Origin of the sequence: Janthinobacterium sp. DSP2-3-3, from assembly GCF_049897325.1 — a bacterium.
Classification (GTDB): domain Bacteria; phylum Pseudomonadota; class Gammaproteobacteria; order Burkholderiales; family Burkholderiaceae_D; genus Janthinobacterium.
In genome coordinates, this window is sequence record NZ_JAFCWA010000005.1 from 274495 (window position 1) to 293032 (window position 18538).

At 61.9% G+C, this 18538-nt stretch carries 18 protein-coding genes; 10 read left to right on the forward strand and 8 right to left on the reverse strand.

Features of this window, described 5'->3' with window-relative positions; translation table 11 throughout:
- Positions 1-73 precede the first annotated feature (73 nt).
- On the forward strand, positions 74-1867 hold the full coding sequence (locus ACP7DE_RS12520) for a PAS domain-containing sensor histidine kinase (RefSeq protein ID WP_426072393.1): 1794 nt from the start codon (positions 74-76) through the stop codon (positions 1865-1867).
- 55 nt (positions 1868-1922) lie between these two features.
- Complete coding sequence (locus ACP7DE_RS12525; protein ID WP_426072394.1) at positions 1923-3062, forward strand: HAF repeat-containing protein; 1140 nt, start codon at positions 1923-1925, stop codon at positions 3060-3062.
- A gap of 71 nt (positions 3063-3133) precedes the next feature.
- Here ACP7DE_RS12525 and rpoD read toward each other — a convergent pair whose 3' ends face one another.
- On the reverse strand, positions 3134-5692 hold the full coding sequence (gene rpoD / locus ACP7DE_RS12530) for an RNA polymerase sigma factor RpoD (RefSeq protein WP_426072395.1): 2559 nt from the start codon (positions 5690-5692) through the stop codon (positions 3134-3136).
- 561 nt (positions 5693-6253) lie between these two features.
- On the opposite strand from rpoD, the gene ACP7DE_RS12535 reads away from it, so the two are divergent.
- Together ACP7DE_RS12535 and ACP7DE_RS12540 are read left to right on the forward strand one after the other, a co-directional pair.
- The gene (locus ACP7DE_RS12535) at positions 6254-6754 is read left to right on the forward strand and encodes a ProQ/FINO family protein (protein ID WP_426072396.1); all 501 of its coding nucleotides are present in this window, start codon (positions 6254-6256) and stop codon (positions 6752-6754) included.
- Between the two features lie 9 nt (positions 6755-6763).
- Positions 6764-7405, forward strand: a complete 642-nt coding sequence (locus ACP7DE_RS12540) for a 3'-5' exonuclease (protein WP_426072397.1) — start codon at positions 6764-6766, stop codon at positions 7403-7405.
- A 167-nt stretch (positions 7406-7572) separates the two neighbouring features.
- On the opposite strand, the gene ACP7DE_RS12545 is transcribed toward ACP7DE_RS12540, so the two are convergent.
- Both ACP7DE_RS12545 and ACP7DE_RS12550 read right to left on the reverse strand, forming a co-directional pair.
- The gene (locus ACP7DE_RS12545; RefSeq protein ID WP_426072398.1) at positions 7573-7920 is read right to left on the reverse strand and encodes a DUF4870 domain-containing protein; all 348 of its coding nucleotides are present in this window, start codon (positions 7918-7920) and stop codon (positions 7573-7575) included.
- A 251-nt stretch (positions 7921-8171) separates the two neighbouring features.
- Entirely contained in the window at positions 8172-9593 is a 1422-nt protein-coding gene (locus tag ACP7DE_RS12550; protein ID WP_426072399.1) for a PLP-dependent aminotransferase family protein, read from the reverse strand.
- Between the two features lie 140 nt (positions 9594-9733).
- Between ACP7DE_RS12550 and ACP7DE_RS12555 the strand changes: the two genes are divergently transcribed.
- Positions 9734-10474 (forward strand): c-type cytochrome, encoded by a 741-nt coding sequence (locus ACP7DE_RS12555; protein WP_426072400.1) that lies wholly within the window; start codon positions 9734-9736, stop codon positions 10472-10474.
- Positions 10471-11745, forward strand: coding sequence for a c-type cytochrome (locus tag ACP7DE_RS12560; protein WP_426072401.1), 1275 nt, complete (start codon positions 10471-10473; stop codon positions 11743-11745). The genes ACP7DE_RS12555 and ACP7DE_RS12560 overlap by 4 nt, the downstream gene beginning before the upstream one ends.
- 59 nt (positions 11746-11804) lie before the next feature.
- Here the strand turns inward: ACP7DE_RS12560 and ACP7DE_RS12565 are convergent, their stop codons facing one another.
- A complete protein-coding gene (locus ACP7DE_RS12565; protein ID WP_102122529.1) occupies positions 11805-12440 on the reverse strand; it encodes an SAM-dependent methyltransferase in 636 nt (211 codons plus the stop codon).
- Positions 12441-12626: 186 nt separating this feature from the next.
- Here ACP7DE_RS12565 and ACP7DE_RS12570 point away from each other — a divergent pair, with 186 nt between their 5' ends.
- Positions 12627-13421, forward strand: coding sequence for a head GIN domain-containing protein (locus tag ACP7DE_RS12570; RefSeq protein ID WP_426072402.1), 795 nt, complete (start codon positions 12627-12629; stop codon positions 13419-13421).
- 60 nt (positions 13422-13481) lie between these two features.
- Here ACP7DE_RS12570 and ACP7DE_RS12575 read toward each other — a convergent pair whose 3' ends face one another.
- Both ACP7DE_RS12575 and purU read right to left on the reverse strand, forming a co-directional pair.
- Complete coding sequence (locus ACP7DE_RS12575) at positions 13482-14024, reverse strand: YaeQ family protein (RefSeq protein WP_034786185.1); 543 nt, start codon at positions 14022-14024, stop codon at positions 13482-13484.
- Positions 14025-14074: 50 nt separating this feature from the next.
- Positions 14075-14956, reverse strand: a complete 882-nt coding sequence (gene purU, locus ACP7DE_RS12580; protein WP_298412192.1) for a formyltetrahydrofolate deformylase — start codon at positions 14954-14956, stop codon at positions 14075-14077.
- Positions 14957-15302: 346 nt separating this feature from the next.
- On the opposite strand from purU, the gene ACP7DE_RS12585 reads away from it, so the two are divergent.
- From ACP7DE_RS12585 to ACP7DE_RS12595, 3 genes are all read left to right on the forward strand, one after another.
- A complete protein-coding gene (locus ACP7DE_RS12585; RefSeq protein WP_426072403.1) occupies positions 15303-15815 on the forward strand; it encodes a phasin family protein in 513 nt (170 codons plus the stop codon).
- Positions 15816-15850: 35 nt separating this feature from the next.
- Positions 15851-16252, forward strand: a complete 402-nt coding sequence (locus ACP7DE_RS12590; protein WP_426072404.1) for a KGG domain-containing protein — start codon at positions 15851-15853, stop codon at positions 16250-16252.
- Positions 16253-16412: 160 nt separating this feature from the next.
- The gene (locus ACP7DE_RS12595; RefSeq protein WP_426072405.1) at positions 16413-16925 is read left to right on the forward strand and encodes a YgjP-like metallopeptidase domain-containing protein; all 513 of its coding nucleotides are present in this window, start codon (positions 16413-16415) and stop codon (positions 16923-16925) included.
- Positions 16926-17078: 153 nt separating this feature from the next.
- On the opposite strand, the gene ACP7DE_RS12600 is transcribed toward ACP7DE_RS12595, so the two are convergent.
- Both ACP7DE_RS12600 and ACP7DE_RS12605 read right to left on the reverse strand, forming a co-directional pair.
- Positions 17079-17672 (reverse strand): PEP-CTERM sorting domain-containing protein, encoded by a 594-nt coding sequence (locus ACP7DE_RS12600; RefSeq protein WP_426072554.1) that lies wholly within the window; start codon positions 17670-17672, stop codon positions 17079-17081.
- A gap of 320 nt (positions 17673-17992) precedes the next feature.
- Positions 17993-18538, reverse strand: a complete 546-nt coding sequence (locus tag ACP7DE_RS12605) for a TIGR00730 family Rossman fold protein (protein ID WP_426072555.1) — start codon at positions 18536-18538, stop codon at positions 17993-17995.

The following is an 18538-nucleotide window of genomic DNA, read 5'->3' on the forward strand; positions in this document are numbered from 1 at the left end:
ACTAGCGGTTGACACCTTTCCCACTGCGGCCTCATGCGCACCGCAGCGGCCAACCATGACGCCAGGGACGCGGATGAGCAAATGGTCGATTGAAACACTGGGCGCGGCATGCGCCGCCCTTATCCTGATCATGCTGGGCTGGGTGGCCGGCGTGGCCTGGCAAGAGCTCGACTTCTGGGAGCATGTCTGGCTGGCCTTGCTGCTGGCCGCTGCCGCCGGCGCGGTCATCTGGCTCATGCGCAAGCTGCGCAGCCACCTCGCCATGACGCGCGCGCAGCTCGACGAAAGCCTCATGCGCTACCAGCACCTGAGCGAAACGGCGCAGGACGGCATGTGGCAAACGGATGCGCACGGCCGCATCCTGTACGTCAACCAGCGCCTGTGCGACATGCTGGGCGTTCCCGCCGAACATCTGCTGGACCACTCCATGGACGAATTCCACGACGAGGCCACCTTGCTGCGCCTGTGTCCGCTGCGCCAAACGGTGAAGGATAGCTGCATGGGCGAACTGCAGTACCGGCATGGCGACGGCACGGAGCGCTGGGCAATGCTCAGCGGACGCCGCCTGTACGACCGGCACGGCAGCTTGACAGGCGCACTGGTCATGGCCAGCGACATCACGGAACATAAGCGGGCCGAGCACGCGTTGAGCCTGGCCCATGCGGAGCTGGAAAGCCGCGTGGCCCTGCGCACGGCCCAGCTGCTCGATGTCAATCTCCAGCTGTCCGCGGAAATCGCCATGCGCGCGCAAACGGAAGCGGCCCTGGCGCGTAGCGAAGAGCGGCTGCAGGACATCATTTCCATGATGCCCCTGTCGCTGTTCCTGAAAGATGCCGATTCGCGCATGCTGCTGATGAACCAGGCCTGCGAGCAGCAATGGGGCGTGCGATTCCAGGATATCGCCGAAGGACGCGACGTGCAGCACTTTCCTGCGGACCAGACGCAGGGATTCCACGCGGCGGACCAGGAGGCGTTTGCCAGCCGCAAGGTGGTGATCCGCGAAGAACTGGTGTGGAATGCGCGGCTGCAGGAAAACCGTCTGCTGCAGACGCATAAAAAACCCATCTTCGATGCACAAGGCCGGCCGCAGATGATCATCGCCATGGGCATCGACATCACGGAAAGCAAGCGCAACGAGGAAAACCTGCAGCGCACCCTGGCCCAGCTGCGCGAACTGACCGACCACCAGCAGACCATCAAGGAAGAGGAAAGGCGCCGCATCGCGCTCGACATTCATGACGACCTGGGCCAAAACCTGATGGTGCTGCGCATCGACGTGTCGCTGCTGCACGCGCGCACGGCTAAGACCCACCCGCGCCTGCACCGTCATGCGCAGCGCGTGCTCGACACCATCGACGCCACCATCCGCTCGGTGCGCACCATCATCAATGACTTGCATCCCAGCGCGCTGGCGCTGGGACTGGGCCCGGCAGCCGAATGGCTGATCCGCCAGATGGAGGGCCGTGGCGCCATCCGCTACCGGCTCACGCTCGACAGCGAGGCGCCCGACCTGGGCCTGGACCAGCGCCAGACGTCGGCCATCTTCCGCGTGCTGCAGGAATCGCTGTCGAACATCGTGCGCCACGCCCAGGCCAGCGAAGTGGAAGTGGCGCTGGCGCAAGATACGGACGCCATCGTGCTGCGCATCAGCGACAACGGCATCGGCATGCAGCCGGGCGACCACGGCAAGCGGACCGCCTTCGGCCTGAAAAGCATACGCGAACGTGTCCACGCGCTGGGCGGGGAACTGCGCATCGACAGCCAGGCGGGCCGGGGCACGGCGCTGGCCATCCACCTGCCGCAGCAGGCAGCCGCGCCAGCCAATAATGACGAAATACAAAAATTACTAAAAAAAGTAGTAAATTAGGTATGTATTTATGCCATAAAAAAGTATAGTAAGTTTTTTCTTTGAGGAAACTATCATGCCGCCACGGTTCGCCTGCTTTCCCGCTCCACTGCTCGGCCTGCTCCTGCTAGCCGCCGTTCCCAGCTCCAGCGCCACCATCAATGCCGAACGCGGCTTTGGTGAAAAAGATGGCAATGGCAGCATCGCGTCCGACCTGAACCCGGCCGGCCTGGTGGCCGGCATCATCATGGAGGAAGAAGGACGGCGCCGCGCCGTGACCTATCAGCATGGCCGCATCCGCGAACTGGGCACCCTGGGTGGCAATGAAGGTTTCACCAAGGCCATCAATACCCATGGCGTGGTGGTGGGCTCGGCGCAGACGCCCAGTGGCGCCTGGCATGCATTCCGCTTTGAAGCAGCGGGCGGCATGCGCGACCTGGGCACCCTGGGCGGCACCAGCAGCTATGCCACGGCCATCACGCGCGGCGGCTCGATTGCCGGCTATGCCGATACCAGCGGCGGCGATTTCCACGCCTTTGTCACGAAAGCCGACCACAGCCTGCAGGACCTGGGCACCCTGGGCGGCGCCAGCAGCTATGCCAGCGGCCTGAACAACCATGGCGTGGTGGTGGGCACGGCGCAGCGCGGCGACGGCTACCGCCGCGCCTTCGTCTACCGCCCCGGCACGGGCATGCAGGAAATCGGCACTCTGCCCGGCGGACGCATCAGTTCAGCCACCGCCATCAATGACGCTGGCCTGATCGTGGGCGCTTCGGAAACGGCGAAGCGCCGCTGGCACGCCTTTGCCTGGGACGGCAAGCGCATGCTCGACCTGGGCGCCCTGATCGGTCAGGGCGACAGCTACGCCACGGCCGTCAACGCGGCCGGACATGTCGTCGGCAGCGTCAATATCAACGGCTTTGAACCGATGACCTTTGTCTACAAGGAAGGCGTGATGACGGTGCGCCGGCGCGACGACGGCCTGTACCTGACCAACAAGATCACCGATGCGGGCCTGGTGGTCGGCGCCATCTATACGGGACATAAATTCCAGGCCTTCGCCGTACCGTCGCAAGCGGCTCCCGCACCGCACCGCAGCAATCCATTGGACTGGCTGGTGATCACCATCCTCATCTCCGCCAGCGGCGTGGTGCTGTACAAATTGCAGCGCAACTATCGCATGGGCCTGCTGGGAGCGCGTACCCGTTTTATGTAGGCAAGGCACGCGACGGACGTAAAAAAAGAGGCTTGCGCCTCTTTTTTCTTGCCAAATGCTTAGTCGCGCACTTAGTTTTGCGTCAGGAACGTCTTCAACTTGTCCGAACGCGAAGGCTGGCGCAGCTTGCTCATGGCTTTCGCTTCGATCTGGCGGATGCGCTCGCGCGTCACGTCGAACTGCTTGCCCACTTCTTCCAGCGTGTGGTCGTTCGACATTTCCACGCCGTAACGCATGCGCAGCACTTTCGCTTCGCGCGGCGTCAGCGAATCCAGCACTTCCTTGATCACGTTGCGCATCGACGCGTGCAATGCGGCGTCCAGCGGTGCCAGGGTGGTGTTGTCTTCGATGAAGTCGCCCAGTTGCGAATCGCCATCTTCGCCCATCGGCGTTTCCATGGAAATCGGCTCTTTGGCGATCTTCATGATCTCGCGCACCTTGTTTTCCGGCATTTCCATCTTGACGGCCAAGGTCGCCAAGTCCGGCTCGCTGCCCGTTTCCTGCATGATCTGGCGCGAGATGCGGTTCATCTTGTTGATCGTTTCGATCATGTGCACCGGCACGCGGATGGTGCGGGCCATGTCGGCGATCGAACGCGTGATGGCCTGACGGATCCACCAGGTGGCGTAGGTCGAGAATTTGTAGCCGCGGCGGTATTCGAATTTATCGACTGCCTTCAGCAAGCCGATGTTGCCTTCCTGGATCAAGTCGAGGAATTGCAAGCCGCGGTTGATGTATTTCTTGGCGATCGAGATGACCAGACGCAAGTTGGCGACCGTCATTTCGCGTTTCGCATGACGCGCACGCTTTTCGCCGGCCGCCATCTGCTTGTTGATCTTGCGCAAGTCAGCCAGCGGCAGTGCCACGCGCGCTTGCAGGTCGATCATCTTTTTTTGCAGTTCCTTGACGGCAGGCACGTTGCGGCTGAGGATGGCGCTGTACGGATACTTGCAATCGACTTCGCGGTCGACCCATTCCAGGTCGCATTCATTGCCCGGGAACACCTTGATGAAGTGGGCGCGCGGCATGCCGCATTTGTTCACGCACAGCTCCAGCACGGCGCGCTCAATGTGGCGCACTTCTTCCATCTGGCCGCGCAGCGTGTCGCACAACTTTTCCACGACCTTGGCCGTGAAGCGGATGCCCAGCAGTTCCTGCGAGATGGCTTCCTGCGCCTTGATGTAGGCTTTCGAGTTGTAACCCTCGGGCGCCTTGCGCATCTTGTCGTACTGCGTCGAAATGACGTTGAATTTCTCCAGCGCATTCTTTTTCAGCTGCGCCAATTGCTCGCTGGAGAAACCGGCCGCGCCGCCATTGGCGTCGCCGTCTTCTTCCTCGGCTTCTTCTTCCTCTTCCTCGTCGTCACCGCTGGCGGCGACGGGCGCTGGGGCAGCGGCTGGTGCCGGGGCATTGCTTTCGTTCAAGTCAACAAAGCCATCGACCACTTCATCGACCTTGATTTCGTCGCGCGCGATTTTTTGCGACAGGGCAACGATTTCGCCGATGGTGGTGGGGCAGGCGGAAATCGCCTGGATCATGTCTTTCAAGCCGCCTTCGATGCGCTTGGCGATCTCGATCTCGCCTTCGCGCGTCAGCAGCGCCACGGCGCCCATTTCACGCATGTACATGCGCACGGGGTCGGTGGTGCGGCCGAAGTCGGAGTCGACGGTCGACAGGGCGGTAGCGGCAGCCGCTTCCACTTCATCGTCGCTGGTGACGGTGGCGACGTTGTCGGTCAACAACAAGCTTTCCGCGTCAGGGGCGCGCTCGTAGACAGCGATGCCCATGTCGTTGAAGGTGGCGATGATGCCTTCGATGGCTTCCGGATCGATGATGTTTTCCGGCAATTGGTCATTGATCTCGGCATAGGTCAGGAAACCGCGTTCCTTGCCCATATTGATCAAGCCCGTGATCTGCTTGCGGCGGCGTTCCAGGTCCGCTGCCGAGGCTTCCGGATCACCGAGCGCATCCGCCAGGCCGCCCTTGGCCTTGCGGTCGCGCGCTTTCGACACGGCCTTCAGTTCGGCGCGCTCGACGGCGTTGAGTGCAGCCACTTCATCGTTTTCCGGCGTAAATTCGCTTGGTTTGCGGCCACGGCGGCCCGGCACCTTGACGGTCGGCAAGAAGTAATTCGAGGTATCGATGGCGGCCAGGGCATCGGCGTCCGTGGTCTTGCTGACCACTTGCGCGCCGGTGATGATGGTCACGGGCGCCGCTTCGGGCTTGGCGCGCACGACTTTCGAACGGGCAGCCGTCACCACTTTATTCGTGGCGGCGCTTTCGCTAACCTTGCGTTGCGCGGCCGGGGCCTTGGCGCCAGGGGCGATCTTCACGCTTGGGGCCTTCGCCGATGCGGCGTCGGCGACCTCGGCGACCTCGGCAACGGCCTCCGCGTCTGGCGCGCTGACGACCGCTTCCGCAGCCGACTCGGCCGGTGGCACGGCAGCCAGGCGCGAACGGCTTTTCTTTACCACGGTGACGACGGTGGGCGCCGTCGTGACGGTGGCTTCCGGATTCGCTTGCGCATTATCGATGAAGTAAGATAAAGTCGTTTTGGGTACGGCAAGTGGTGCCGCGGCTGGGCGTGGCGCCTTGGCGGACAACGTTAAAGTTTTAGGCGTATTCTTCATGAGATATCTCTTAATGCGAGACCAGATAGTGTCGGCGCGAAGTGAATGATTCCACCTAAGCCTGCGAAACCGGACTCGATGGAGCGTGTTGTTGCGGCTGCCGTCAAAGGCAGCGGCGCCTGTCTATCGGGACGTTCAAAGCCCGCGCATCCAGCGGCGGCGGGGCCGAAGCCGGGTCAGATAAATAAGCGATGTACATTGCGGAATGAAAAAAAGCCCGTACCAGAACGGGCTTGAATCTATTGTTGTTCAGTGAAGACACAGCGGAGAGCAAGATTATGCACGAAGGCCAATTATCTGGATAATTGATAAGCAAAATATCTGATATCAAAAATATCAATAATGATGGCCCTGCACCGCACTGCTCCTATCCCCTGCACACCTGAGCCAGACCGTCAAATACTGAGTCCAGTCATCAGCGCAAGCCGACATTATACACATTTCAAGCATTTCGCGCTGCACGCACTGTAGTACGGCCCCGCTTATCTCAGCGCAAGTTGCCAAAAAAGACAATGCACTTGCCTGTGGCGCGTGCTATGCTCCCCTTTTATAGCCCAACCAATGATGTCGATGACCAGCTCCACGCCAGACCAGCAAGCCACCACTCCTGACACGCCAGTCGATGCAGCCCCAGCGGCCGCAGCGACCACGCCGGCACCTGCCGGCCTGACCGCGCGCGCCCTGCTGAAGCAGTTCCAGGAGCAATTCCCGCCATTCCGCGATTGCCTGCCCTTGTCGATCGGTATCGACAAGCAGATCCTGGCGCGCCTGCCGGATCTGGACCGCAAGCTGATGCGCACGGCACTGGGCATCCACACGGGTTCGCTGCGCTACCTGCGCATGATGGAAAAAGCCAAGGTACGCTACGACCTCGACGGCACGGCCGGCGCGGAAGTGACGCAAACGCACCGCGACCACGCCACGCAAGTATTGCAGCAGCGCTTCAAGAAAGAAGCCGAGCGCAAGAAAGCCGAGCGCGACGCGGCTGCCGCCGAAGAAGCGAGCCGTTTACGCCTGGAAAAACTGAATCAGCTGACCGCGAAATTCTCGCGCAAAGGCTGATCCGGTTTCATGGACACAGCTGCCGCATCGCCACTGCCCCCCTATCAAGGCATTGCACTCGACCACGTTAAGCTGGTACGCACCAGTGACGAAGCCAGGGCAGCCATGGCCGCCCTGCTGGCAGCGGACGCCATCGGCTTCGATACGGAATCGAAGCCGACGTTCGTCAAGGGAGAGTCATCCACGGGGCCGCACCTGATTCAGCTGGCCACCGACGACATCGCCTACCTGTTCCAGGTGGGCGCCACGCCGCCCCTGGCTGAACTGAAAGCCATCCTTGAATCGACCACCACGCTGAAGGTGGGCTTTGGCCTGTCCGACGATGTCAAGCGCCTGCGCAACAAGCTGGGCATTGTTCCAGCTCAAGTGCTCGACCTGTCCGTGGCCCTGCGCGGCGGCCAGCGCAACGACCTGGGCGCCAAGACGGCCGTGGCCAAGTTCTTCGGCCTGCACTTGCAGAAGTCGAAAAAGATTTCCACCACCAACTGGGCGACGTCGCGCCTGACGGAAAAGCAGATCCTGTACGCGGCGGACGATGCGCAAGTCGCCCTGCGCGTGTACCGCCGCTGGATCGCCGACGGCGGCAAGGTAGCGCCGCAAAAAGCGTCGCGCGCCAGCACGCTGCCGGCCACGCCGCCCTCACCCGCCTGAGCCGGCGCGCCTTCCTGCAGCATCAGCAAGAGCAAGTCCATCGGTACCCACCGGCGGTCGTGCAATGGTCGCACGAAACTGGCGCCACCACCACTGTGGCGCCCAACTTTGCCGCATTCCTGGCACTGCCGGGCCGCCTGGGATGAAACCCGGCAGCCGGCGCTGCCTTATTTGACGAGGCGCAAGGTCAAGGGATAGCGGTAGGTGATGCCATTGCTGGCCTTGACGGCCGCGACGATCGAGCACACCAGGTTGGCCAGCGCCACCACCCAGAACAGGAACAGGCCGATCAGCACGAACGACAGGATGAAGCAGGCGAAATACCAGATGATCAGGGTGATCTGGAAATTCAGCGCTTCGCGGGCGTTCTCGGCCGAGAATTTATCCGCATCATCTTTCTTGATCAAATAAATGATCAGCGGCGCCACCCAGCTGGTGAACAGGCCGCCAACATGGGACAGGATGGCGATCGTCGTATCTTGCGTACGAGCCACTTCCGGCTGCGTGTTATCCATTATCATTCCCATCATTAGTTATAGATACTTCAATATAACAGCAATATTTCTTTTTGAAATGAAACACTTGCTGGCGCAAGGAACTTTTTTTGCCTATGTCACCGTCAGATGTAGGAATTCTCACAATGTGGGCTTCCATTCGGCTGGCCGCATGATTCGCTCCCGCGTGGTGAGTATGCAGAGTCAGACAGCTGCGCAGCGGGAAGATTCCGGCATTTTCCCTATTTGCCGGGGACAGAGCCGACTTTTTTTCATGCGCCGCTTGCCGCCGCCAGCGCCAGCCGCCCCAGCGTGGCGATGGCGTCTTCCAGCTGCGGACTCCACGGATGGCCGTAATTGAGGCGGATGCAGTGGCGAAACGCGCGCGTGGCGGAAAAGATGGGGCCGGGCGCGATGCTGATGCCGGCCGCCAGCGCGCTACGGTGCAAGGCCAGCGCATCGACGCCGGCAGGCATTTCCACCCAGACAAAATAACCGCCCTGCGGCCGCGTGACCCGCGTGCCAGGCGGAAAATGCACGGCGATGGCTTGCAGCATGGTGTTTTGCTGTGCCGCCAGGGTCAGCCGGAGCTGGCGCAAATGCCGGTCATAGCCGCCCTGCGCCAGGTAATCGGCCAGCGCCATCTGTAGCGGTATCGGCGCCGACAGGCTGGTGGTCAGTTTCAAGCGCTCGACCTGGCGCGCGTAGCGGCCCGCCACGGCCCAGCCCAGCCGGAAACCGGGCGCCAGGGTCTTGGAAAACGAACTGCAATGCATCACCAGCCCCGCGCTGTCATGACTTTTCGTCAGGCCGGGGCGCTGCTTGCCAAAGTACAGCTCGCCATACACATCATCCTCGATCAGCGGCACGCCATGGCGCGCCAGCAATTCCACCAGTGCGCGTTTCTTTTCAGGCGGCATCAGGCTGCCCAGGGGATTCTGGAAACTCGTCATCAGCCAGCACGCCTTGGGCTGGTGACGCTGCAGCAACTCTTCCAGCGCCGCCAGGTCGACGCCGTCGCGCGGGCTGGTGGCGATCTCGACGGCCTTGAGCTCCAGCCGCTCCAGCGCCTGCAAACAGGCATAGAAGCTGGGCGACTCGATCAGCACCGTGTCGCCAGGCCGCGTGACGGCTTGCAGGCACAGGTTCAGCGCTTCCAGCGCGCCATTCGTGATGACGATATCATCGCTGGAGACGAGCACGCCATCGAGCTGGTAACGCAAGGCGATCTGGCGGCGCAATTCCGCATTACCCAGCGATAAATCCGTGACGGTGCTCCACGGATCGAGGCGGCGCATGCTGGCCGACACGGCCCGCGCCAACCGTTCCATCGGAAACAGATGCGGACTGGGAAAGGCCGAGCCGAAGGGCACGATATCGCGCGCGCCCACAGCGCCCAGCACCTCGAAGACGAGGTCGCTGACATCGACGGTGGTGCTGGCGTCGAGCGGGCGCGAGCTGTCCGGCTCGGGCGCCAGCGCGGCGCGCTGCGGCGCCACGTAATAGCCGGAGCGGGGGCGCGAGACGATCATGCCGCGCGCTTCGAGCAAATAATACGCCTGGAACACCGTCGACGGGCTCACGCCCCTGCGCGCATGCTGCTGGCGCACGGAGGGCAATTTATCACCAGGCAACAACAGCTGCGTGCTGATCATGGCGGCGACTTCTTCCGCCAATTCTTCATATCGTTTCAACCCTGCTCCTCAAACTGATCCGTAGTTTTATTGCACAACTGATCCGGTCACAATGACAGTACCCGGTATATGCTAGGGTAACAACATCCGGGCAGCAACACCGGCACGCCATATTGACCGACGAGACAGCTTATTTTCCCATGCGAATTTCCGTGCAACTGCATTCCTTCTCCATACTGGCCCTGACCCTGGCCGTCGCCTTGCCCGGCATGGCGCTGGCCGCACCGGCCGTACTGCCGGCGCGCCACGACAGCCTGGAACAGCGCATCAAGGCGTGCACGGCCTGCCATGCGCAAAAGGAACGCCACGACGCCTTCTTTCCCCGCATCGCCGGCAAGCCGGCCGGCTACCTGTATAACCAGCTGCTCAATTTTCGAGAGGGAAGGCGCCAGTATCCGATGATGAACTACATGGTCGAGCACTTGCCGGACGACTACCTGCGCGAAATCGCCGACTATTTTGCGGCGCAGCACCCTGCCCCGCCGCCGGCCCAGCCCAGCAGCGCCGGCACGACGGCCCTGGCGCGGGGCAAGCAACTGGTGCTGCAAGGCGATAGCGCAAAAAAAATCCCGGCCTGTATCGCTTGCCATGGCCAGCAGCTGGCCGGCGTGGCGCCCGCCATTCCCGGCTTGCTGGGCTTGCCGCGCGACTATATCAACGCCCAGCTGGGCGCCTGGAAGAATGGCATCCGCCGCGCCCATGCCCCCGATTGTATGGCGCAAGTGGCGCAGCGCCTGTCGGACGCAGACGTGGGCGCCGTCTCGGCCTGGCTGGGCACGCAAGTGGCCAGCGCCGACGCACGTCCCGCCAGCAGCATCGCCCTGCCCTTGCCGCTGCACTGCGGCGGCGTGCCGGGTTCCAGCGCGCAGGTGGCGCCATGAAAAAATGGATGATCGTGGCCGCCATCGCGGCCATCGGCGCGGCCGGCGCCAAGTTCGTGCTGTACCCAAGCGACGACCCGGGCCCGCCTGCCGTTGCCAGCACCCTGAGCCAGGAACAGCTGGTCGCGCGCGGCGCCTACCTGGCCAAGGCGGGCGACTGCATGGCGTGCCACACGACGCGCGGCGGCGTGCCGTACGCGGGCGGACGGGCCTTGCAAACGCCGTTCGGCAAGGTGCTCTCGCCCAACATCACGGCCGACAAGGAAACGGGCATCGGCAGCTGGACGGCCGACGATTTCTGGCGCGCCATCCACAACGGCAAGTCGAAAGATGGCCGGCTGCTGTATCCGGCTTTTCCATACACCAGCTACACCAAGGTGCAGCGCGAAGACAGCGATGCCCTGTATGCGTATTTCCAGAGCCTGTCGCCGCACAGGCAGGCAAACGCGCCGCACGCGCTGCGCTTCCCCTATGACCAGCAAATCGCGCTGGCCGCCTGGCGCGCGCTGTACTTCAAGCCGGGCGTGTACCAGCCACTCACGACGCAAAGCATGGAATGGAACCGCGGCGCCTACCTGGTGCAGGGCCTGGGCCACTGCAGCGCCTGCCATAGCAGCCGCAGCACCCTGGGCGGCAGCGACGACGGCCTGTCGGGCGGCCTGATCCCCGTGCTGGGCTGGTACGCGCCTTCGCTGACGTCGGACGCGGAAGCGGGCCTGGGCGACTGGGACACGGCGCATATCGTGGAATTGCTGCAAACGGGCGTCTCGCCGCGCGCCACCGTCTTCGGCCCCATGGCCGAGGTGGTGCGGCAAAGCTTGCAGCACATGGGCACCTCCGACGTACAGGCGATGGCCGTGTACCTGAAAAGCTTGCCCGCCCCGGCGCAGCCCGCACAACGCGCACCGCGCGACACGTCGGAGCAAGCCAGGCAGCAACTGGCGCTGGGCGCGAAACTGTATGAAGCGCACTGCGCGAGCTGCCACCAGGCCGACGGCAAGGGCCTGCCACCCGGCTACCCGCCGCTGGCCGGCAACCGCGCGCTGACGACTGACTCGGCCGTCAATGCCATCCGCCTGGTGCTCAACGGCGGCTTTGCGCCGGGAACCAGCGGCAACCCGCGCCCCTATGGCATGCCACCGTTCGGCCCCGTCATGGATGACGCCGAAGTGGCCGCCGTGGTGACGTATCTGCGCGCCTCGTGGGGCAATGATGCGCCGGCCGTGTCGGCGCTGGAGGTCAACAAGTATCGCAGCGTGCCCCTGGAGTAGCGCGCATACGAAAATAAAAAAACCGGCAGCGCCGGTTTTTTTATGTCAGGCTGCCGTTCTCAACGGAACTTGCTTTTATGCCCCGTTTTCAAATCCAGCGCATAGCGCACGCCGTTGTCTGTCAGCATGACTTCATCGGGCGGCTCTTCGCCCGCCAGGGCGCCGTCAATCAGGGGCAAGCCTTCGCCCTTGCGCATTAGGTCGTCGCAGCGCTCGTACACGTTGGCGCAGCCGGTGGACGCCATCAGCGATTGCACGATGGCCACTTTCCATGCGTCGACGCCGCCCGCGTTGAATTCGCAGATCAGGTAGCCTTGCACGCCGCCAAACAGCTGCACCACCAGGCCCGGCAAGCCCTCGTCTTCGCCCTTGATCAGGGTCAACAGCTGGTTCTCGCCCGCCTTCTTGATGGCAGGCAATTTTTTCTCGATGGCGGCCTTGACCCGGCGCTTGATCAGTGCGTGGTCGACAGGTTCGTCTTCCTTGAAGCTCCAGATGCGCGCGCGGATCTGCGACTTCGAATTGTAGGCGGCGCGGGCGATGAACTGCTTCGCCGAGCTTTGCACAATGGCCGTCGAGCCGGGCTTCATTTTTTCCTGCGGCTTGCCTTCGACTTTTTCAATCGCGGAGGCGTAAATCCACGATTGGCCCAGCAAGCTCTTTTCCTTGCCCTGTTTAATGGTGATGATCAGCATGTAATTCCAGTAGTGTGAGCGGCGCGTGCCGGTCGTCGTATATCCCAGCGACATGATACCTCATGCCATCCTGTCGCATCTTCCTGCATTCTGTCCCGCCAGCATTGCCGTCTGTCGCAGCGCGGTACGCAGGCGTGGCCGGCTGGCATACCATGCATGCAGTCCAATTCAAAACAGGGAGCAAGAATGACACACGCAATTTTCCAACTCCGCCACCGCCGCCACGCTGGCGCCGCCACGGCCCTGCTGCTGGCAGCCTGCGCCCTGGCCATGCCGGCCGCGCCGGCGCTGGCGTCGCCGCTGGACTGGATTTCCGGCAACAGCATCCAGGGCAGCGGCAAGCTGCAAAAGCAGACGCGCGAGGTCGGCAATTTCCATGCCGTGGCGCTGAATGTGCCGGGCACGGTAGAACTGCGTATCGGCAACACGGATAGCGTCACCATTGAGGCCGATGACAATATCCTGCCGCTGATCGAGACGGCGGTGGAAAACGGCACCTTGCGCATCCGCCCCGCCAAGCGCAACGCCAACTTCCGCCAAAGCAGCCTGATCATCGTCATCCAGGCGCGCCAGGTGGAGCGCATCAGCGTGGGCGGCTCGGGCAACATCACGGCAACGGGCTTGCGCGCCGAGAAGCTGCGCTTCGACGTGGGCGGCTCCGGCTCCATCAACGCGCGCGAACTCGACAGCCGCATGGTGTCCGTGGCCATCGGCGGCAGCGGCAACTTCAAGGCCAGCGGCAAGACGGAGCAGCTGACAGCATCGATCGGCGGCTCGGGCAATATCCAGGCGGGGCGCCTGACCGCGCGCGAGGTGCAGGTCAGCATCGGCGGCTCGGGCGAGGCGGAAGTGTGGGCCAAGGATGACTTGAGCATCAGCATCGGCGGCTCGGGCGAAGTGAGCTATTACGGCGATCCGCGCATCAGCCGCAGCATGCAGCGTTCGAGCAGCATCAAGCGCCTGGGCAGCGCGCCCAATTAAATGCCTGCAATGACAAAAGCCCGGAGCGCTCCGGGCTTTTTGCGTTTCAAACGCTCAAAATCAGCGTGCCGGCTTCACCGGTTCGCGGTCGATCAAGACCGTGTTGACGCTGTCGGTCAGCCAGATCTGGCCATCCTGGATCGTGCATTGCAGCTGCATGCTGCGCTGCGCCAGCTTGCTCATGTCTTGCGCCGCCTCGGATGGCAGGTTGATCACGGTCAAGTTCTTCGCCCGCTCCAGCTTGTTCGCTATCTGCTTCCACCAGATGTGGCTGGTTGCACCATAGCTGTAGACGATCACCTGTTCTGAACGGCCGCAGGCCTTCAGGATGCGTTTTTCGTCGGGCTGGCCCACTTCGATCCACAGCTGGATGGCGCCAGTCAAGTCTTTCTGCCACAGGTCGGGCTCTTCCGTGTCGAACAAGCCCTTGGTAAACGTCAGTGCTTCGTCGGCGTGGATGGCGAACGCCAGCAGGCGCACCATCATGCGCTCGTCTGTTTCGGACGGGTGGCGCGCCAGGGTCAGCGCGTGATCCTGGTAGTAGTTGCGGTCCATGTCGGCGATCTGCAGATCGGCTTTGAAAATTGTTGCTTTAAGGGCCATCGTGTTTCTGTCTCGGTAAAGTGGATGTCAATATTGTACGGGCGACGGGATCAGCGGAATACCACGGTCTTATCGCCATTTTTCAGGATGCGGTGCTCGACGAACCATTTCACGGCGCGTGCCAGCACCACGCACTCGACGTCGCGGCCGATGGCCGTCAGGGTTTCGGCATCCATCGCATGGTCGACGCGCTCGACATCCTGCTCGATGATGGGGCCTTCATCCAGGTCGCCCGTGACGAAATGGGCCGTCGCGCCGATCAGCTTGACGCCGCGGTGGTGCGCCTGCGCATACGGCTTGGCGCCCTTGAAGCTGGGCAGGAAGGAGTGATGGATATTGATGGCGCGGCCGTCGAGCGCCTGGCACAGGCCGGGCGACAGGATTTGCATGTAGCGCGCCAGCACCACCAGGTCGATCTTGTGCGTGTCCATCAACTCGATGATCTTCGCTTCCTGCGCCAGCTTGGCCGCTTCCGGCGCACCGGCCGCCAGCGGCAGGTGGTGGAAGGGAATATTGTAGCTGGCCGCCAGCTGGTAGAACTCCATGTGGTTCGAAACAATGGCGGGAATTTCCACGTTCAGCAAGCCGCTCTTGTAGCGGAACAGCAAATCGTTCAGGCAATGGCCGATCTTCGACACCATCAGCATCACGCGCGGCTTGACGCGCGCATCGTGCAATTGGCCATGGAATTGGCCATTGAGCTGCATGACTTGCGACAAGTCGGCGAAGTCGCTGCGCAGCTGGGCGTCGCTGACGGCGCCGTCTTCCAGCGCGAAATGCACACGCATGAAGAACAGCTGCGATTCCTGGTCGCCGAACTGGGCGGAATCGAGGATATTGCAGCCGTGTTCGGCCAGGAAGCCGGACACGCGGTGCACGATGCCGCGCTGGTCCAGGCAAGACAGGGTCAGGATATATTCGGGATGCGTCATGGTCGCGGAATAAGGCAAAAAAAGGTGGGCTATGCTCGGCTCAGCCACGCGCGCCGGCCATCGGCTGCGCTGCCGCGAGCCGGCTATTGTCGCACGGCCGGGCCTGTAAGCCGGCATTTCCCACACAAGCTGCATGGCTGCCAGCGACGGCAAGCCGATTCCGGTTCATTTGATCTGGCGCAAAGTCATCGCGATTTCCCGCCTGCCAAGCGCCATTCTCGCGCCAAACCGGCATCCGGCGTGGAACCTGGCACGCCATCTGGCGTCTATCTCTTTGCTTGTTTCAGCACACGTCGCATCCGGTACACCGGGTGTTTCTCGGACCAGATTTTCATTGAGGTAGAACATGTTCACCAACAGTATCCCCCAAAGTCTCAGCCCCGCCCTGAAGTCCCACCTGGAGACCCAGTGCAATTTCGCCACAGAACTATCGCGCAAACTGTTCGATACGACGCAGCAATTGGGCGAGCTGCATCTGCGGCTGGCGCAAGACCTGCTACAGGAATGGAACAGCGCCAGCCAGCAACTGCTGTGCGCGCGCGACGCGGGCGAGTTCATGTCGCTGGCCGCTGCGCAGGTGCAGCCGGGCAGCAACAAGCTACGCCAGTACCAGCAGCAACTCGGCAACCTCGTCGCCAGCGCCCATGTCGAGATGAACCGCACGGCAGAGAACCACCTGCCCGAAGCCAGCCGTACAGCCGTGGCTTTCGCCGATGAAGTGGTACGCAAGACGGCCGAAGAAACGGAAAAAGCCACACAGCGCCAGCGTGAAATCATCGAAAAAATGCACGCCACGGGACGCCACGATGGTGCAGGCCGCAGCCACGAGACCGGCAAGCAATCCGATCAGGCGCATTGAGTATCTGATTCCCACTCGACAGCAAGGAGAGCGACATGGCTAACAGTAATGAGCAGGGCAAAGGCGCTGGCAACACCCAGAAAGCCAGCGAATCGGGCAACGCCAAAGGCACAAGCAAACGCGGTTTCGCCGCCATGAACGAAGAGCAGCAACGCGAAATTGCCAGCAAGGGCGGTCAGGCAGCCCATCAAAAGGGCACGGCGCATGAATTCGACTCGGAAGAGGCACGCCGGGCCGGGCAAAAAGGTGGTGAAGCCGTCAGCCGCAACCGCGAACACATGGCGGAAATCGGCAGGAAAGGTGGCGAAAGCCGACAATCGGCCCAGCGCGCCAATGAAAGCCGCAACAGTAGCACGGCACGCAGCGGCAGCGCCGAGCAGCAAGCCAAGGCGAGCCGGCAAGGCAGCAAGGACGAGGACGAGGACGACAGGGGCTAGGGCTAGGGCTAGGACTGACCAGGCTGACCTGCGCGCGCCGCTTGACGGTGGCACGGGGCGCGCGCAGGCGGCCCCGTGAAGGGTTGGCACAGCGCGGGGCGCAGCGGTATGGTACATTCTCGCCTTACTGACACCTCCGCGCCCCACCCCGCCCCCCCGCATGCAGCCATCCCTGAAATACCTGAGCGCCTATTCCGAACAAACGCAAGCGCAAGTGCAACAACTGATCGCGCAAGACAAGCTGGGCGAAGTCCTGTTAAAACGCTACCCGAACGCGCACGATGTGCGCAACGACAAAGCGCTGTACCAGTACGTGCAAGACTTGAAGAATGAATTCCTGCGCAATGCCGAGCCCATCAACAAGGTGGCATTCGACAGCAAGATCCATGTGATCCAGCATGCGTTGGGCTTGCATACCTCGATCTCGCGCGTGCAAGGCGGCAAGCTCAAGGCCAAGCATGAAATCCGCGTGGCCACCATGTTCAAGGAAGTGCCGCTTGAATTCCTGCGCATGATCGCCGTACACGAACTGGCGCATGTGAAAGAAAAGCAACATGACAAGGCGTTCTACAAGCTGTGCACGTATATGGAACCGCAATACCACCAGTACGAATTCGACGTGCGCCTGTACCTGACGCAGCTCGACCTGTCGGGCCAGCGCCTGTGGTCGTGACGCGCTCCTAACAGAAGCCCCCAGCAGTTGCACCGGGGGTTCTGTTTGCGTGCGCCAGCCTGTCAGCATAGCCACCTGGTAACACTGGCGGCTTCACGTATGCGCGTAGGCGCGTAGGCGCCGGCGTGGCCGGCACCCTGCTCAAGTTCAGGTTCAGGCGGCGTTCTTGCGGCGGCGCAGGAAGGCCAGCAGACCCAGTCCGCCCAGCAGCATGCCGTACGTGGCCGGTTCCGGCACGGCGCTCACACTGGCGGCGATATTATCGACCTGGAAGGTGTGCAAGGCGCCTTCCTTCCACGATGCCGACAACAGATTGTTGAAGCCCGTAAACGTGTAATCGCTGAAAGTATGGCTGCCATCGAGACTGAAGGTCTGGGTCACCGTGCCGCCGCCTACCTGACGGCCGATGAACGTCACGTCGTAGGAGCCAGGCAAGCTCACGAAGTCCGCCAGGCTGATCGAGCTCAGCGAGAAGGCTGCGCCGTCGGTGCGGCTCATGGTTGTTCTCGACAAGAATGTGGCACCAAGGCCCGCCGAACCCGCATAAGCAAAGTTGCTTTGATGCGCAGAACTCAACAGGCCCAAGAAGCTGCTGTCGAAATCGTAGCCGCCTTCGGAATAGGAGTTGAAGACGGAACCGAAGATGCCGGGGTGTTCCAGCGCATCGAAGCCGATGGTGGTGGTTTGTGCGTGGGCGCCGCCAGCGGCGAGAAGGGCGGCGACAGCGGTCGCGCGCAAGAGGGTCATAGGTTTCAAAATAGCATCCTTTCGAGATGATGAAGTAGCGTGGCTGTGGCAACTTGAAGCAGATCGGCACCTTTTTTTGGGAGTCTGTACAACACTCGTCGGTGTCCGATATTCCTAACTTTTGAACAATGCCAGTAGACCACACTCATGCATAAAATGCATTTTCATTTTCAAAAAAACATGCCAAATAGAAAATATTGTAGCTATATTTTTATTAATTGATTTGTTGAGCTTAATCAATTTTCCCGTGCAGAAATAAAAAAGCCATGCACTTTCCAGGGCATGGCTGTATTGCATTGCATTACATTGCATTGACGACGCTAGGGCGCGCACTCCTTCAGGCGCTGCACCAGCGCCGCAGGATCGGCTTCGGCGTTCAGGAAAGCCGCGTGCTGCGGGCGGATGAAGCCCTGCTCCCTGCCATTTTCCACGAAGGCCAGCAAGCCATCATAAAAACGGTCCACATTGAGCAAGCCGATGGGCTTGGCGTGCAAGCCCAGCTGGGCCCACGTGAGCATCTCGAACAACTCTTCCAGGGTGCCATAGCCGCCGGGCATGGCGATGAAGGCATCGGACAGGCTGGCCATCATCGCCTTGCGCTCATGCATGTCCTTCACGATGAACTGGCGCGTCAAGCCCGTGTGGCCCACTTCGCGCTCAACCAGCTGGGTGGGGATCACACCCGTTACCTCGCCGCCCAGGCGCAGCACTTCATCGGCGATCACGCCCATCAGGCCAACCTTGCCGCCGCCATACACCAGTGAAATATTTTCTGCCACCAGCACGCGCGCCAATTCACGCGCCGCCACGGCATAGTCCGGCGAGACGCCCGCGTTGGCGCCACAGTACACACATAAAGCCTTGAT